The 14,699-nt window shown below is 72.4% G+C and carries 17 protein-coding genes; 8 read left to right on the top strand and 9 right to left on the bottom strand.

Annotated elements, in window-relative coordinates:
- A partial coding sequence (locus tag ACFZCP_RS41015; protein WP_362700580.1) for a maltotransferase domain-containing protein occupies nt 1–600 on the bottom strand: 600 nt, incomplete at its 3' end.
- A 107-nt stretch (nt 601–707) separates the two neighbouring features.
- Entirely contained in the window at nt 708–1,007 is a 300-nt protein-coding gene (locus tag ACFZCP_RS41010; protein ID WP_391440950.1) for a DUF5133 domain-containing protein, read from the bottom strand.
- Nucleotides 1,008–1,339: 332 nt separating this feature from the next.
- On the opposite strand from ACFZCP_RS41010, the gene ACFZCP_RS41005 reads away from it, so the two are divergent.
- Entirely contained in the window at nt 1,340–1,852 is a 513-nt protein-coding gene (locus ACFZCP_RS41005; RefSeq protein WP_391440946.1) for a pep a2, read from the top strand.
- Nucleotides 1,853–1,875: 23 nt separating this feature from the next.
- Nucleotides 1,876–3,990, top strand: a complete 2,115-nt coding sequence (gene glgX / locus ACFZCP_RS41000) for a glycogen debranching protein GlgX (RefSeq protein WP_391440972.1) — start codon at nt 1,876–1,878, stop codon at nt 3,988–3,990.
- Nucleotides 3,991–4,028: 38 nt separating this feature from the next.
- Here the strand turns inward: glgX and ACFZCP_RS40995 are convergent, their stop codons facing one another.
- The gene (locus tag ACFZCP_RS40995) at nt 4,029–4,838 is read right to left on the bottom strand and encodes a VOC family protein (RefSeq protein ID WP_362700572.1); all 810 of its coding nucleotides are present in this window, start codon (nt 4,836–4,838) and stop codon (nt 4,029–4,031) included.
- A 126-nt stretch (nt 4,839–4,964) separates the two neighbouring features.
- On the opposite strand from ACFZCP_RS40995, the gene ACFZCP_RS40990 reads away from it, so the two are divergent.
- Nucleotides 4,965–5,321 (top strand): ANTAR domain-containing protein, encoded by a 357-nt coding sequence (locus tag ACFZCP_RS40990; RefSeq protein ID WP_391440939.1) that lies wholly within the window; start codon nt 4,965–4,967, stop codon nt 5,319–5,321.
- Nucleotides 5,322–5,374: 53 nt separating this feature from the next.
- Here ACFZCP_RS40990 and ACFZCP_RS40985 read toward each other — a convergent pair whose 3' ends face one another.
- Entirely contained in the window at nt 5,375–6,166 is a 792-nt protein-coding gene (locus ACFZCP_RS40985; protein ID WP_391440935.1) for a SigB/SigF/SigG family RNA polymerase sigma factor, read from the bottom strand.
- A 245-nt stretch (nt 6,167–6,411) separates the two neighbouring features.
- Between ACFZCP_RS40985 and ACFZCP_RS40980 the strand changes: the two genes are divergently transcribed.
- The 4 genes from ACFZCP_RS40980 (at nt 6,412) to ACFZCP_RS40965 (ending at nt 9,240) form a co-directional block, all read left to right on the top strand.
- A complete protein-coding gene (locus ACFZCP_RS40980) occupies nt 6,412–6,864 on the top strand; it encodes a MarR family transcriptional regulator (protein WP_391440932.1) in 453 nt (150 codons plus the stop codon).
- Entirely contained in the window at nt 6,861–7,697 is an 837-nt protein-coding gene (locus tag ACFZCP_RS40975; RefSeq protein WP_391440926.1) for an ATP-binding cassette domain-containing protein, read from the top strand. Before ACFZCP_RS40980 ends, ACFZCP_RS40975 begins: the two co-directional genes overlap by 4 nt.
- Nucleotides 7,657–8,514 (top strand): ABC transporter permease, encoded by an 858-nt coding sequence (locus tag ACFZCP_RS40970; RefSeq protein WP_391440922.1) that lies wholly within the window; start codon nt 7,657–7,659, stop codon nt 8,512–8,514. The genes ACFZCP_RS40975 and ACFZCP_RS40970 overlap by 41 nt, the downstream gene beginning before the upstream one ends.
- A 201-nt stretch (nt 8,515–8,715) precedes the next feature.
- Complete coding sequence (locus tag ACFZCP_RS40965; protein WP_391440915.1) at nt 8,716–9,240, top strand: hypothetical protein; 525 nt, start codon at nt 8,716–8,718, stop codon at nt 9,238–9,240.
- Nucleotides 9,241–9,398: 158 nt separating this feature from the next.
- Here ACFZCP_RS40965 and hemC read toward each other — a convergent pair whose 3' ends face one another.
- The 4 genes from hemC to ACFZCP_RS40945 all read right to left on the bottom strand — a co-directional run bounded on the left by hemC (nt 9,399) and on the right by ACFZCP_RS40945 (nt 12,522).
- Nucleotides 9,399–10,334: a hydroxymethylbilane synthase gene (hemC, locus tag ACFZCP_RS40960; RefSeq protein WP_391440910.1), complete on the bottom strand. Its 936-nt coding sequence runs from the start codon at nt 10,332–10,334 to the stop codon at nt 9,399–9,401.
- A complete protein-coding gene (locus ACFZCP_RS40955; protein WP_391440903.1) occupies nt 10,316–11,218 on the bottom strand; it encodes a hypothetical protein in 903 nt (300 codons plus the stop codon). Before ACFZCP_RS40955 ends, hemC begins: the two co-directional genes overlap by 19 nt.
- Entirely contained in the window at nt 11,215–11,367 is a 153-nt protein-coding gene (locus ACFZCP_RS40950) for a hypothetical protein (protein WP_391440901.1), read from the bottom strand. Before ACFZCP_RS40950 ends, ACFZCP_RS40955 begins: the two co-directional genes overlap by 4 nt.
- Nucleotides 11,368–11,544: 177 nt before the next feature.
- Nucleotides 11,545–12,522: an ATP-dependent DNA ligase gene (locus ACFZCP_RS40945; protein WP_391440965.1), complete on the bottom strand. Its 978-nt coding sequence runs from the start codon at nt 12,520–12,522 to the stop codon at nt 11,545–11,547.
- A gap of 416 nt (nt 12,523–12,938) precedes the next feature.
- On the opposite strand from ACFZCP_RS40945, the gene ACFZCP_RS40940 reads away from it, so the two are divergent.
- Nucleotides 12,939–13,589 (top strand): TetR family transcriptional regulator, encoded by a 651-nt coding sequence (locus tag ACFZCP_RS40940; protein WP_391440896.1) that lies wholly within the window; start codon nt 12,939–12,941, stop codon nt 13,587–13,589.
- Nucleotides 13,590–13,847: 258 nt separating this feature from the next.
- Here ACFZCP_RS40940 and ACFZCP_RS40935 read toward each other — a convergent pair whose 3' ends face one another.
- Nucleotides 13,848–14,606: a DUF2690 domain-containing protein gene (locus tag ACFZCP_RS40935; RefSeq protein ID WP_391440891.1), complete on the bottom strand. Its 759-nt coding sequence runs from the start codon at nt 14,604–14,606 to the stop codon at nt 13,848–13,850.
- Nucleotides 14,607–14,699 lie beyond the last annotated feature (93 nt).

The raw sequence follows: 14,699 nt of genomic DNA, 5'->3' as shown, positions 1-14,699 counted from the left end.
GTACAGGGCCCGTTCCCGCTCCACCAGCAGGGGCAGCGGATCCGAGGCGGTGACCAGCTCCCGCAGCGGACACCGGGACAGCACCGCCTCCACCTGCGGCGACAGAGCCGGCTTCAGCCGGTCGTGCACCGACAGCGAGTCGTCGCCGAGTGCCCGCGCGGCGGCCAGGACCAGCTCCCGCTGCGGCCCCTTGGGCACTCCTGCCGCCGCACGCTCGTAGAGGCCGACGCCCTCCTCCAGGACCAGACCGGTGTCGATGCCCGCCGGCACCTTCACGGAGGCGTGGTGCCGCCAGGTGGCCAGCGGATGACTCCAGGCCTCCACGCGAAAACTCCAGCGGCCGGTGACGTCCGGGGTGATCTCCGCGCCCCAGCGGTCGGTCCCCGGGGCCAGCTCGCGCATCGGCGTCCACGGGCCGCGCCGGCCCGCCGGATCCCGCAGGACGACATTGGCGCCGACGGCGTCGTGCCCCTCCCGGAACACGGTCGCCGTGACCTGGACCGTCTCCCCGGCCACCGCCTTCGCCGGGCGCCTGCCGCAGTCCACGGCCGGCCGGACGTCTCGTACCGGTACGCGGCCGATGGCCGGGGTCCTGCGCATCTCTCACCTCCGCCGTGCGCGAAGCCGGGCCCGGGGCCCGGCTTCGCGATCCGAGAAACGGGGTCGGCTGCTGCCGCCCCGCGTGGAACGCCCTGTACGGTGCCAGCTCAGCGCCTCGGCGCCGTGGAACGCCGCTCCGGTGGTGGCGCGCGCCGCCCCGACCGGTCCGGATGCGGCCGCCCGTCCAGTTCGTGCAGGTAGCCGGACAGCGAGGAGCGCAGATAGCGCTCGGCCGCTTCCGCTGCCTCCCTGGCGCAGCGCTTTCCCATCAGCACGCACAAGGTGTAGCCCGAGTCCTCGAAGGTGGCCCGGACCGTGCGGTCGTGGGGCGAGGCGAGCATCACGCGCTCCCAGGCCCGGTAACGCCGCAACTGCCGGGCCACTTCGGCCTTGGCGGGTAGCAGCATGACCCTCTTCACCTTCCACGCTCTCGACTGGGCGCGTTCCCGACGGTCGGGTGGCGTCCGCGCACAGGAGGGGGCGGCACCGTTACGGCGATCGAGGCTTTCACTCATGGTGCACGGACGACGACACAACGTCCTGTTGGACGTTCAACCATCTGGCCGTACATGAGGCTCGTGTTGCACGAATGGCGTAGCGCCCTCACTGTAGAGGTGACTCTGAAGCGATCAACGCTCACGCTGAGTGCCTGGGATTCCTCCTGGGCGGAACGGAGTCCGGGATCCCTCCCGGACCGGGCGAGGGGAGCGGGAGCTTCGCGGGTGAGGAGCAAGCGACGATGAAGACCGCAGTGCCCTGCTACTACCACATCGATGTGGAAGTCGGCCCGGAACGGGTGGGACAGGTCAGCCGCATCCTGGCCGCCCATCTGCGCCACTGGGACCTCGAGAACCTCGTGGACCCCGTCCGCCACGGCACCGAACTGCTGTTGCGGGCGATCGACCAGCACGCCACGGACAAGCACACCTCGATCGAGATGTGGTGGAACGGCCAGCACCTCATCACCGCCATCGGCGGTGAGGACCGCGACCTGCGCCCCGACCAGGACCTCCGGGCGTGCCTGGCGGACATCGCCGCCATGAGCGACGGCTGGGGCTGCTGTGCCTCGGGGACCGGCTGCACCATCATCTGGTTCTCGCAGCGCGCCCGCTCCGGCGAGCGCGTCCCGCTGGTCCCGACGGCCCCTGCGCCGACCCTGCGCAGCGGGCTCCCGGTGCCCCGCGCCCTCCCGGTGGCCGTCCTGGGCGCCCCGGCGAACGCGGTGGACGACGCCCTGGAGGGCGCCCGGTGACGGCTCGCACGTCCCGGACAGGGGTGCCCGCCTGGAGCGGGCACCCCTACCCATTGGGTGCCTCCTTCGACGGGCAGGGCACCAACTTCGCGCTGTTCAGCGAGGTCGCCGAGGCTGTCGAGCTGATCCTGGTCGACGACGCTGGCACCGAGCGCCCTGTCCCGCTGCACGAGGTCGACGGGTTCGTCTGGCACGCCCATCTGCCCGGTGTCGGCCCCGGGCAGCGCTACGGCTACCGGGTGCACGGCCCCTGGCAGCCGTCCTTCGGCCACCGGTGCAACCCGGCGAAGCTGCTGCTGGACCCCTATGCGCGAGCGGTGGACGGGCGGACCGACAACCACGCCTCCCTCTACGAGCGAGCGCCGGACGGTCCCGCCCCCGCCGACAGCGCCGGGCACTCGATGCTCGGCGTGGTCACCGACCCGTACTTCGACTGGGGCGACGACCGCCCCCCGCGGCACCCGTACGCCGACTCCGTCATCTACGAGGCGCACGTGCGCGGTCTGACCCGCACCCACCCGGACGTCCCCAAGCGGCTGCGCGGCACCTACGCCGGACTCGCCCACCCCGCGATCGTCGAGCATCTGACCACGCTCGGAGTCACCGCGGTGGAACTGATGCCGGTCCACCAGTTCGTCCAGGACGGCACCCTGCAGGACCGGGGGCTGGCCAACTACTGGGGCTACAACACCATCGGCTTCTTCGCCCCGCACCACGCGTACGCGGCCCGGGGCAGCCGGGGCCGGCAGGTCGACGAGTTCAAGGCCATGGTGAAGGCGCTGCACGCGGCCGGCCTGGAAGTGATCCTCGACGTGGTCTACAACCACACCGCCGAGGGCAACGAGAAGGGCCCCACGCTCTCCTTCCGGGGCATCGACAACGCCTCGTACTACCGCCTGGTCGACGGCGACTGGGCGCACTACTACGACACCACGGGCACCGGCAACAGCCTGCTGATGCGGCACCCCCACGTGCTGCAGCTGATCATGGACTCGCTGCGGTACTGGGTGACGGAGATGCACGTCGACGGCTTCCGCTTCGACCTCGCGGCGACGCTGGCCCGGCAGTTCCACGAGGTGGACCGGCTGTCGGCGTTCTTCGACCTGATCCAGCAGGACCCGGTGATCAGCCGCGTCAAGCTCATCGCCGAGCCCTGGGACGTGGGGGAGGGCGGCTACCAGGTCGGCAACTTCCCTCCGCTGTGGTCGGAGTGGAACGGCCGCTACCGGGACGCCGTACGCGACTTCTGGCGTGCGGAACCGGGCTCCCTCGGCGAGTTCGCCTCGCGGCTGACCGGTTCCTCCGACCTGTACCAGCACAGCCGGCGCCGACCGCGCGCCAGCGTCAACTTCGTGACCGCGCACGACGGTTTCACGCTGCGCGACCTCGTGTCGTACAACGACAAGCACAACGAGGCCAACGGTGAGGACAACCGGGACGGTGAGAGCCACAACCGGTCCTGGAACTGCGGGGCCGAGGGCGCCACCGACGACCCGGCCGTCCTCGAACTGCGCGCCCGCCAGCAGCGGAACCTGCTGGCCACGCTGCTGCTGTCGCAGGGCATCCCGATGCTCGGCCACGGCGACGAACTCGGCCGCACCCAGCGCGGCAACAACAACGCCTACTGCCAGGACAACGAGGTCTCCTGGGTGGACTGGAACCTGACCGACGAGCAGCGCTCCCTCGCCGGGTTCACCCGGTACGTCATCGGCCTGCGCGCCGGGCATCCCGTGCTGCGCAGGCGCCGCTTCTTCCGCGGCGAGACCGCGACCAACGCCGAGCAGCCGCTGCCCGACCTGGTGTGGCTGCGGCCCGACGCCCGCGAGATGACCGACCGGGACTGGCAGCGCAGCGACGCGCACACGGTCGGTGTCTTCCTCAACGGCGACGCCATCGCCGAGCGCGACTCCTACGGCGGACGCGTGGTCGACGACTCCTTCCTGCTGCTGCTCAACGGCTACTGGGAACCGGTGGACTTCCGCCTCCCCGACGCCTCCTACGGCGAGCGCTGGACGACCCTGATCGACACCGCCGACCCGGACGGCATCCCCGACGAACGCGAACGCAAGGCCGGCACCCGGCTCCGCGCGGAGTCCCGCAGCCTGATCCTGCTGTCCCGACCGTCACGAAGCGGGTGACGGGCCGGGCGGTCCGTGGTGCCGGATCCGCCGCGCCGTCAGCGTTCCGGGCGGGACGTCACGGTGAACTGGGCACCGTCCGGGTCCCGCAGGATCGCCTCCGTCTCCTCCTCGTGCAGGACACTGCCACCGTGCTTCTCCGCGGTGCGGGCGCAGCTCACCACGTCGGACACCGCGAAATGGATCTGCCAGTGGGGCCGGACCGAGGGGTCCGGGGCCGCCTCCACCGCGCCCGAGTCGATGCGCGCCACGACGTCGCCCCTGCTGCGCAGCACCACCTCGCCGCCCTCGTACTCGACCTCGCAGCAGCCCTGCACCCCGGTGGCCCAGCCGAGCGTCTCGCCGTAGAAGATCGCGGCGTCGAAGGCGTTGCGGGTGTGCAGCCGGATGAAGGTCGGGGCCGCCCGCCGCCAGGCCTCCCAGTTGCCGACCAGCTCTCCCTCCCAGATCCCGAAGGTGGCCCCGTCCCGGTCGGCGATCAGCGCCGCCCGTCCCGGCGGGAACGACAGGGGCCCGACGGCCGCCGTACCGCCGCGCTCCCGGGCCCGTGAGGCTGCCTCGTCCGCGTTCTGTACGGCGAAGTAGGGGGTCCAGGCCACCGCCATCTGCCACATGGCGGCCACCGCGGCGATCCCGGCGACGGGCACACCGTCGGCCAGCGCGATCCGGAAGTGCTCGCCGAGCTTCGCGCCGCGCCAGCGCCAGCCGAGCAGGGCGGAGTAGAACTCCTGCGTCGCCTCCAGGTCGCGGCTGGTCAGGCTCACCCAGCACGGCGCGCCGAAGACGGAGTGCGTGGAGATGACGTCCCTCTTCCTCGGTCCACCGCTGGCAGGCGTGTCATGGTTCATCGCAGTCGCGTCCTGGTCTCGGGGTCCGGCGCCCGCCGGTCTGGCACCAGTGTCCGGCCGGAGGGGGCCAGACGCCCGTCGAGTACCCCGGTGGCGGCGGTCCAGGCGGGTGAGCACGATGGAGGCATGGGAGAGTCGGAGCCCGACCGGATCGCCGAGCTGCAGGCCGAAGTGCACCAGTTGAAGGAGGCCGTGGCCTCGCACGCGGTCGTGGACCAGGCCATCGGCATGATGGTCGCCCTCGGGCGGGTGACCCCCGACGAGGGGTGGGAGGTGCTGAAGGAGGTCTCCCAGCACACCAACATCAAGCTGCGCACCATCGCCGATGTGATCCTCATCTGGGGTCGCCGTGGCGACATCCCGCCCGACGTCCGCGCCGCGCTGGAGGACACCCTGGACCGGTACGGCCCCACCCAGATCCCCGGCGCGGCCGAGCCGGTCCCTGCCACCGTCGAGGAGACCTCCGACGGCGTGCAGGAGTGAGACTCGGCCGGTCTCGGCGAAGTGACGATCGGCCGGTCTTCGCGCAGTGAGGCTCAGCCGGCCTCCGCGAGCAGTTCCTCACGCAGCCGGTCGAAGCAGCCGCTGAGCAGCCGGGAGACGTGCATCTGCGAGATGCCCAGCTGCTGGGCGATCCGGCTCTGCGTCATCCCGCCGAAGAACCGCAGGTAGAGAATGGTGCGCTCGCGCTCGGGCAGCTTCTGGAGGCATGGCCTGACGGCAGCGCGGTCGACGACGAGATCGAAGCCGGGGTCGGCCTCGCCCAGACAGTCCCCGAGCGCGTACCCCTCCGTGCCGGTCACGTCCGCGTCCAGGGACAGCGCCGAGAAGCACTCCAGGGCCTCCATGCCGGCCTGCACCTCGGCCTCGCTGAGCCGGGTGTGGGCGGCGATCTCGGCGACGGTGGGCGCCCGGCCGGACGTGGTCTGGGCCAGCTCCTTGACGGCGCTGCGGACCCGGTTGCGCAGGTCCTGGACCCGGCGCGGGACGTGCAGGGTCCACATGTGGTCGCGGAAGTGACGCTTGATCTCGCCGGTGACCGTGGGCACCGCGTACGCCTCGAAGGCGCGGCCGCGGCCGGGGTCGTAGTGGTCGACGGCCTTCACCAGGCCGAGCGCGGCCACCTGGTACAGGTCCTCCAGGGACTCCCCGCGGCCGCGGAACCGTACGGCGATCCGCTCGGCCATGGGCAGCCAGAGCCGGACCAGTTCGTCCCTCAGGGCTCGGCGCTCGGGACCCTCGGGCAGCTGCGCAAGCCGTTCGAAGGACTCGGCGGTGTCGGGGGCGTCGTCGTGCGGATGGGACTTCGTGCTGCCAGTGACAGGCATCGTGGGCACCACTCTCAGCAGGTGCTGGTTCGACAGACACCGTGGGAGGGGCTCGGACCGTGACAGGGACACCGGGTGCCCGGCTGAGCCGGTTCCCACGGACGTGCCTCCTGTCCGAAGCACTTACGTCGGATTCCCTTCAGCGAGTATATCGAAACAAATCGACCGATATGGGTATGAATGAGCCAGCTCGCTTGACCTTCCTTGGGGAGCATTACCTCTGTAACAGAGGTAATCTTCTGTCCGTGGAACCGGACTACTCGGAGGAACTGGCCGACGCGCTCGTACGGATCCAGCGGCTGGTCCGGCGCCGGCTGCGCGGCGGACTCGCCGGGCCGCGGCTGCGCGGCGCCGAGGTGGAACTCCTGCGGCTCGTCGAGGCCAGGCCCGGCATCGGCATCTCGGACGCCGCACGGGCCCTGCACCTGGCGGGCAACTCGGTGTCGACCCTCGTCAACCAGCTCGTCCGGGACGGCCATCTGACCCGGGAGACCGACCCGGCCGACCGAAGAGCCGCCCGCCTGCTCCTCACGGAGACCGCCGAGAAACGACTGGAGGACTGGCGGCGCCGCCGCACCGAACTGATCGGCCGGCAGCTGTCCCGGCTCGACGAAGCCGACCGCGCGGCCCTGCGCGCGGCGCTGCCCGCACTGCGCAAGCTGGCCGTCACCCTGCACGAGGAGGCCGAGGAAGCATGACCGCCACGTCCGCCGAGATCGCCGAAGCCGTCGCCTGCACTCGCCTCGCCCACGCCTTCGGGGACACCAGGGCGGTCGACGGACTCGACCTGACCGTCCACGAGGGCGAGGTGTTCGGACTGCTCGGCCCCAACGGCGCCGGCAAGACCACCGCCATCCGCTGCATCACCACGCTCCTGCCGGTCCCGGCCGGCATGGTCCGGGTCTTCGGGCACGACGCCGCCGGGGACCGCATGGCGGTGCGCCGCCTCCTGGGTTACGTGCCCCAGCAGCTGTCCGCGGACAGCGGGCTCACCGGACGGGAGAACGTCGCCCTGTTCGCCCGGGTCTTCGACGTGCCGCGCCGCGAACGCGCCGAACGTGTCGGCCAGGCGCTGGGCGCCGTAGGCCTCACCGACGCCGCCGACCGGCTCGCCGGCACCTACTCCGGGGGCATGGTGCGCCGCCTCGAACTCGCCCAGGCCCTGGTCAGCGCACCCCGGCTGCTGATCCTCGACGAACCCACCATCGGCCTCGACCCGATCGCCCGCACCGGCGTGTGGGACCACATCAACGCCGTCCGCGCCGCCACCGGCATGACCGTCCTCGTCACCACCCACTCCATGGACGAGGCCGACCAGTACTGCGACCGGGTCGGCCTGATGCACCGCGGACGCGTCCGCGCCCTGGGCACCCCGGCCGAACTGCGCCAGGGGCTCGCCGAACGCCGCGGCACGAACACCCTGCCCACGCTGGAGGACGTCTTCCGGGACGTCGCCGGCAGCGGCCTCGACTCCGGAGGAGGTTTCCGCGATGTCCGAAGCACCCGCCGCACCGCCCACCGTGTCGGCTGACGACACCGCCGCAGACACCGCCCTGCTGCTCAGCCCGCCACGCCCCCGCGCGGGCTGGCGGCTGCTGCCCGCCCGGGTCGTCGCCATGTGCGCGGTCGAACTGCAGAAGCTGCGCCACGACCGCACCGAGCTGTACACCCGCGCGGTCCAGCCGGCCCTGTGGCTGCTGATCTTCGGTCAGACCTTCACCCGGATCCGGGCGATACCCACCGGAGGCATCCCCTACATCGACTACCTGGCGCCCGGCATCATCGCCCAGTCCGCCATGTTCATCGCCATCTTCTACGGCATCCAGATCATCTGGGAGCGCGACGCGGGCATCCTGAACAAGCTCCTCGTCACCCCGACGCCGCGCTCGGCACTGATCACAGGCAAGGCGTTCGCGGCCGGAGTGAAGTCGCTGATCCAGGCCGTGGTCGTCGTCGTCATCGCCGCCCTGCTCGGCGTCGCCCTCACCTGGAACCCGCTGAAACTCCTCGGCGTCGCAGCCGCCGTACTCCTCGCCTCCGCGTTCTTCTCCTGCCTGTCGATGACCATCGCGGGCATCGTCCTCAGCCGGGACCGGCTGATGGGCTTCGGGCAGGCGATCACCATGCCGCTGTTCTTCGGCTCCAACGCCCTGTACCCCGTCTCGGTGATGCCGGGCTGGCTCCAGGCCGTCAGTACGTTCAACCCGCTCAGCTACGAGGTCGACGCCCTGCGCGGCCTTCTGCTCGGCACGCCCGCCCACCTCGCCGCCGACTTCGGGGTCCTGGCGGTGGCCTCCGCCCTCGGCATCACCGCGGCCTCTTCCCTGCTCGGCCGCCTGGCCCGGTGACCGACCCGGTGATCTTGCCGCGGACGTGATGTGCGGCACGCACCGGCGAGCGTCCGCGGAGCCGCCGACGGAATTCTTCCTGCGCAGCGCTTGATCACCGATCAAAGGGGGCGAACCCCCTGGCCACAGCGCATTCTGCTCATTTGACAGTGCACTGAGCGCACAGATAGACAGCAGCTCTCTGAGGTCGAGAGGGGCACTGTGTACGAGCCGAACGTGGTCGGGGACTGGCACGAGTACGACGAGCATGCCGGTCTGCGGGTCCGCGTCCACCGCATGGAGGCTGCCGAGCCGCCGCGCGGACGCGACGACGCCGCGGCCGGCCTCGCGTACTTCAGTGTGCGGATCACCGTCGAGAACCGCGGTGCCCGCCACTACGGCATCCACCTGGAGGACGGCCAGATCGACGTGCGGGTCGGCCCGGACGGGGAGGGCGCGTTCATCGACTGGCGCAACTCCCAGTTCATCGAGGGCTTCGACGTCTACCCGCTGCGCCGGGCCACCGCCGTGGTCTACGCGGCCGCCCCCGAAGCCGTCCTGACGCACGTGGACGTACAGGTCCAGCTGCGGGTCGAGGAGGAGTGGGCCGACCGCCGCCTGTGGACGGGCGGCATCGGTGTCACGGAGGGGACCGCCGCGCCCACGCCGGCCGGGACCGGCCAGAGCAGCCTGGCCCACCAGGTCAGCGCCTTCCTGAAGGACCAGACGGAGCCCGGCACCGCCTGACGCCGGTCCATGCGGGATACGGGCGCGGGTCGGTGCGCGATGCGCCCGACACGGGGCAGCGCGGGTGCGCGCGACGTGAGGCGGTTCGGGACACGCCTGACATGAGTGAGTGCTGGATGCACCTCACGTGGGTGGGTGCGGGATGCGCCTGACGTGAGTCAGTGCGGGATGCCGTCGATGATCTCCCGCGCCCCCTGCCGCAGCAGCGCCACCGCGACCGACGTGCCGAGCGTGGCCGCATCGAGCCGGCCCGCCCATTCGTGGGCGTTCAGCCGGGTCTTGCCGTCCGGCGTGAACACGCAGGCCCGCAGGGACAGTTCACCACTGCGGTCCACGCGCGCGTAGCCCGCGATGGGGCTGTTGCAGTGCCCCTGGAGCACATGCAGGAACATCCGCTCGGCCGTCGCTTCCCGATGCGTGGCCGGGTCCCCGAGCCCGCTGACCGCGTCGATCAGCTCGGCATCGCCCTCCCGGCACTGCAGGGCGAGGATGCCCGCGCCGATCGGCGGCATCATCGTCTCCGGGGACAGCACCTCGCTGATCACGTCGGTGCGGCCGATCCGCTCCAGACCGGCCACCGCCAGCAGCAGCGCGTCCGCCTCCCCGGCGGCCAGCTTCTCCAGCCGGCGGTTGGCGTTGCCGCGGAAGGGCACGCACTCCAGGTGCGGGTGCGTGGCGGCCAGCTGTGCCACCCGGCGCACGGAGGAGGTGCCGATCCGGGTACCGGCAGGCAACTCGTCGAGGGTGAGCCCGCCCGGATGCACCAGCGCGTCACGGATGTCGTCCCGCTTCAGGAACGCGGCGAACACCGTGCCGGCGGGCAGCGGCCGGTCGGCGGGCACGTCCTTGACGCAGTGCACCGCGAGGTCCGCCTCCCCGGCCAGCAGGGCCGCGTCGACCTCCTTGGTGAACGCCCCCTTGCCCTCGACCTTGGAGAGGTCGCCGAGCCACTTGTCGCCGGTGGTCTTCACCGGCACGACCTCGGTGCGCACTCCCGGGTGCAGCACACCCAACTCGGTGCGGACGCGCTCCACTTGGGCGAGGGCCATCGGTGAGTCGCGCGAGACGATACGAATCAGCTCCGGGACGGACATGGGGGACACGATAGACCCTCGGGGACCGTGCCCCGTCCCGGTCGGACCGTCAGCCGCCAGTCGAAGGGGAACAGATCCGTATCCCAGCCGGGACTCGCGGTGAGGGCGCTCGCACGCCGCGGAGTCCGCAGCAGGCTGCGGTGGCGCAGGAGTTCGCGCCGCTCGGCCGGCGTCAGCAGGGCTTCGGCACTGTCCGCCGCCACCTCGTCGACGTCCGTGCTGCCCATGACGTTGAGCCGGTCCTGCGCCCTGCCGCGGATGTCGACGCGGAAGTCCGTGCGCCACTGCGAGTTGGATCCCCAGCCCATGGACAGGTCGACCGTGGGCCGGTGCCGGCGCCGGAAGGCCCAGTACAGCGCAGAGCGGTCGGCCACCCCGCGCTCGGCGTGCCGGGCACCGGCCCGCACCCGCACACCGGCCCGGGCGAACACCATGTCACCCAGCCACAGACCGGGCCACACGACGCCTGTGACCACGATCGGCTCGTCCGGATCCGCCGTCTGCTCCACCTCCACGATCTCGTGCAGGAAGGGATCGAAGACCGAGTGCTCCTCGAACGGCACCATGCCCAGGCCCGTGAACAGCAGCAGATACTGATCCTCGGTCAGGCCCGGTCCCGCCCACGGATCGTGACCGGGAGGCTGGAACGAGAGCAGCAGAACGTCGCTGACCCGGCTGAGGGCGTACAGCTCCCAGAGAGCTCCGGGGTGTCCCGGGCCCTGGGCCCGCGCATCGGCCGCTCCCGGCAGCGGGGCGCGCAGCGGGGCACCGGCCGCCCGGGCGTGCGCCAGCCACGGCTCGACGACGGCGGCGTACGCGTCGCGGCCGTCATGGCCGAGGAGCCCTTCGTACAGCTCCCGGGCGCCGGTCCTCTCCCGGCTCATCCGGCGACCGCCGGGCCGTGGCTCGGCTTCTGCTTCCTCCGGGTGCCGAGACGGTCGTGGAACCGCATCCGGGCGAGGGCGAGGGCGAGCCGACCGGCGGCGTCCACGGCTGCGGGCAGGTCTCCGGGCGGTTCGGCGAGACGATCCATCCCGTCATCATGAGCTGCGACCCGGCAAGCGTCCACGGAGATCGGCGGCGGCGACACCGCAGGCCCGCAGGGGGAGGACAAAGTGAAGGATGTTCCGCCGGTGCTCCGCGCAGGTACGTCCAGGTCGTTCCGTCTGTGGTTCACGTGGTCGGGACCTCCGCGCTGTTGTTCCTGCGGTCAGGCGAAGTCCTCCGGCAGGTCCGCCGACGACGTCTCGGGTGTGAGGTCCGGACGCAGCCGCAGCCACGACGGCTGGCGCAGCATGCCGGCCCGGGTCCGGGTGCTGTAGCCGACCTCGCCGACCAGCCGGGGCAGCACCCAGTGCGCGTCCGTGATCCGCGGTACCGGGTCGAAGGGGCACCGGCCGCTGGCGGCGGCCCTGAGCAGCGCCGCCAGTTCCGTCCGCTCGGCCTCGCTCCAGCCGGTGCCCACGCCGCCGACGTAGCGCAGCCGGCCGCCCGCGCGCTGGCCGACCAGCACCGCGCCCGGCAGCCCGGTCAGCCGGCCCTTGCCGGGCAACCAACCCCCGACGATCACATCCTCGCTGCGCATGTTCCGGATCTTGATCCAGGCACGGGAGCGCACCCCCGGCTCGTACACCGAGTCCAGCCGCTTGCACACCAGGCCCTCCAGGCCGTGCTCGCGGGTGGCCCGGAGTGCCTCGGCGCCGTGTCCGGTCACCGCTCCCGGCGTCGACCAGTACGGTCCGGCGAGGCCCAGGTCCGTCAGCCGAGCCCGCCGCTGCGTGTAGGGAAGCCGCAGCAAGGGGCGTTCCAGGTACGGGACGTCGAACAGCACCAGGTGCACCGGCACCTGCGTGGCCCGGCGTGCGGCCCGGGCGGGGGAATGCGCGAGGCCCATCCGGCTCTGCAGCAGCTGGAAGTCGGCGCGTCCCTGTTCGTCCAGGGCGAGCACCTCGCCGTCCAGGACGGCGGGCGTGGCGCCCACGGCGGCGCCGAGCGGCTGCAGTTCGGGGTAGGCGGCGGTGATGTCCTCGCCGGAGCGGGCGCGCAGCAGCACCCTGCCGTCGCCCGGCAGATAGACCATGACCCGCTGGCCGTCCTGTTTGGTCTCGTACGCCCACCGTGGGTCCTGGGCGGCGGGCGGCAACGGTCCGGGGGTGGCGAGCATCGGCGCGATGAGCGGGAGGGTCACGGCGGTCACGGCTGAAGGTGTCGACCGCTCCGGGCGCCCGCACGCCCTTTGCGGCACCGGTTCGCCTGAACGGGCCCGTGTCGACGGCCGGCGGCCCGGGGCCGCGCCGACACCTGCCCCGACTGAGGTGCCGATGCCGCGAGTTGGCCACGGTCATGGACGTCCGGCCTCGCCGTGGCCCGTCACCGTCACCGTGACCGCCACCGCCTCCGGGTGCGCGCCGGTCATCAGCGAGGTCCTCGGTCCCTTCGACCTGGCGATCGTCGGTAACGCGGTCGGGCGGGGTCTGTCGGCCGGGGGCCGGGCGTGCCCCGTAGGCTTCCCCGGCTGGACCTCGCCGCCCCGGTCGAGGACCTGGAGCGGTGCGCGGGACTGGCCGCCCCAGGGCGGTGCGCAGTCCCGGAGCGGTGGTGAGCATGGCGCGCAGGACGGCCCGGGCGGAGCAGGTGCACGCGACGCGGGCGGCGATCCTGGTCGCGGCGGAGCGGCTGTTCGCCGAGCACGGCGTGTACGCCGTCTCCAACCGGCAGGTCAGCGAGGCCGCGGGCCAGGGCAACAACGCCGCGGTCGGCTACCACTTCGGCACCAAGGCCGACCTGGTCCGCGCGGTCGCGCGCCGGCATGCCGGGCCCGTCGAGGTGCTCCGGGAGAGGGCCCTGGTGGCGGCCGCCGGCTCCACCGACGTACGCGACTGGGTGGACTGCCTGGTGCGCCCGGTCACCGAGCACCTGGCCGGTCTGGGCAGCCCCACCTGGTACGCGCGGTTCTGCGCCCAGGTGATGACCGACCCGGCGCTGCACGACATCATGGTCGAGGAGTCCCTGACCTCACCTGCGCTGCGGGAGGCGATCGCCGGCCTGGACCGCACCCTGCCCGCGCTGCCCGCCGAGGTCCGCACGGAACGCGGCCAGATGGTCCGGACGCTGATCCTGCACACCTGCGCCGAGCGGGAGCGGGCCCTCGCCGAGGGCGCCCCGACACCGCGCACCACCTGGAGCGAGGTGGCCACGGGGCTGGCCGACGCGATCGTGGGGCTGTGGCTCGCCCCGGTCACCCGTCCCCGCTGACCGCCACGCGTCGCCACCACGACCGACCTGTTCGGCGGCCCCGTAGAGTGCGCCGGCCCGAAGTCCTCGAAGTCCTCGAAGACCTCGAAGGCGTCGGTCGGACAGCCCTGCGGGGCGCCTGCGTACGGGGCGGGCCTGCGACGTATGCGAGGGCGGCGGGCCGCTGTGCGAGGGCGGTTCTCCGGCGCGCGGCGGCCCTCGGACAGGGCCCGGCCAGGTGCCGCTCTCGCGCAACGGGGGCGGCACCCGTCCGTCTCGTCACTCGTCCTGCGGCTCCGCGTCCAGCCCGGTGCACGCCAGCCGCCGGTCCACCTCGGCACATGCCTCCACACCCCGGGGTGAACGGACGGCGAGCATCGGGCTGGTGTATCCGGCGGAGTCCTCCGCCGGATAGCTCGCCGACAGCAGGTCGCGTCCCGCCCGCACCGACACCTCGCGTGCCCGTGGGGAGTGCATGCGCACCTCCGACCACGCGGTGCCGCAGGCGCGCGAGTAGCGCAGTCGGACGTCGTAGCCGGAGTCGGTGACCCGGCTCTCCGTCTGCGCGTCCCGGGCGCACACCGAGGCGTCCGGCAACTCGCCCCGGCACGCGCGTGCATGACAGCCGGGCCGGGGCAGCAGGGTCTGGGCGGCGGGAGCGGGGGTGCCCGGCCGCCCGGTCACGCTGACGGCGACGGCCACCGCCACGGCCGTACCGAGCAGGGCGAGCGCCGACAGCGGGAGCCATCGGGTGAGGGGCCGTTCCTGCTGCTTCGGCGGGGCGGGCGCGGGCGGTTCCTCGGCCGCCTCCCACAGGGCCAGTACGGGTGCGGGATCGGTGCCGGCCAGCCGGCTGAGCGCCTCCACGGCCGGTCGCGGGGGTCGTTGGGTGCCGGTCAGATAGCGGTGCCAGGCCGACTTGCTGAAGGGGGTGCGTGCGGCCAGGGCCGCCAGGCTCAGTCCTGTACGGTCTCTCAGTTCGCGCAGCTTCACCACCAGCGGCTCGTCAGGTGCGGCCGATCTTTGGGGATGGGGCATCGTGCGTCCCTCGACTCCCACTTCCGCTATGGGCGCTTTGGCCCCTGTTGTCGGAATGGCTTCCCTGGAGACCGGCCTCTGGAACACGCGGTG

It is taken from the genome of Streptomyces sp. NPDC007971 (assembly GCF_042958635.1).
In the GTDB taxonomy this organism is placed as follows: Bacteria; Actinomycetota; Actinomycetes; order Streptomycetales; family Streptomycetaceae; genus Streptomyces.
The sequence above is the reverse complement of the archived record's forward strand: the minus strand, read 5'-3'. Positions and strand labels throughout refer to the sequence as shown.

What these genes read in the sequence shown, in the direction of transcription:
- ACFZCP_RS41010 (WP_391440950.1), bottom strand. Translation starts at nt 1,007, where the DNA reads ATGCTGCTACCCGCCAAGGCCGAAGTGGCCCGGCAGTTGCGGCGTTAC.
- ACFZCP_RS40935 (WP_391440891.1), bottom strand. Translation starts at nt 14,606, where the DNA reads ATGCCCCATCCCCAAAGATCGGCCGCACCTGACGAGCCGCTGGTGGTG.
- ACFZCP_RS40990 (WP_391440939.1), top strand. Translation starts at nt 4,965, where the DNA reads ATGGGAGAGTCGGAGCCCGACCGGATCGCCGAGCTGCAGGCCGAAGTG.
- ACFZCP_RS40940 (WP_391440896.1), top strand. Translation starts at nt 12,939, where the DNA reads ATGGCGCGCAGGACGGCCCGGGCGGAGCAGGTGCACGCGACGCGGGCG.
- ACFZCP_RS40995 (WP_362700572.1), bottom strand. Translation starts at nt 4,838, where the DNA reads ATGAACCATGACACGCCTGCCAGCGGTGGACCGAGGAAGAGGGACGTC.
- ACFZCP_RS40985 (WP_391440935.1), bottom strand. Translation starts at nt 6,166, where the DNA reads ATGCCTGTCACTGGCAGCACGAAGTCCCATCCGCACGACGACGCCCCC.
- ACFZCP_RS40970 (WP_391440922.1), top strand. Translation starts at nt 7,657, where the DNA reads ATGTCCGAAGCACCCGCCGCACCGCCCACCGTGTCGGCTGACGACACC.
- ACFZCP_RS40955 (WP_391440903.1), bottom strand. Translation starts at nt 11,218, where the DNA reads ATGAGCCGGGAGAGGACCGGCGCCCGGGAGCTGTACGAAGGGCTCCTC.
- ACFZCP_RS40950 (WP_391440901.1), bottom strand. Translation starts at nt 11,367, where the DNA reads ATGGATCGTCTCGCCGAACCGCCCGGAGACCTGCCCGCAGCCGTGGAC.
- hemC (WP_391440910.1), bottom strand. Translation starts at nt 10,334, where the DNA reads ATGTCCGTCCCGGAGCTGATTCGTATCGTCTCGCGCGACTCACCGATG.
- ACFZCP_RS40975 (WP_391440926.1), top strand. Translation starts at nt 6,861, where the DNA reads ATGACCGCCACGTCCGCCGAGATCGCCGAAGCCGTCGCCTGCACTCGC.
- ACFZCP_RS41005 (WP_391440946.1), top strand. Translation starts at nt 1,340, where the DNA reads ATGAAGACCGCAGTGCCCTGCTACTACCACATCGATGTGGAAGTCGGC.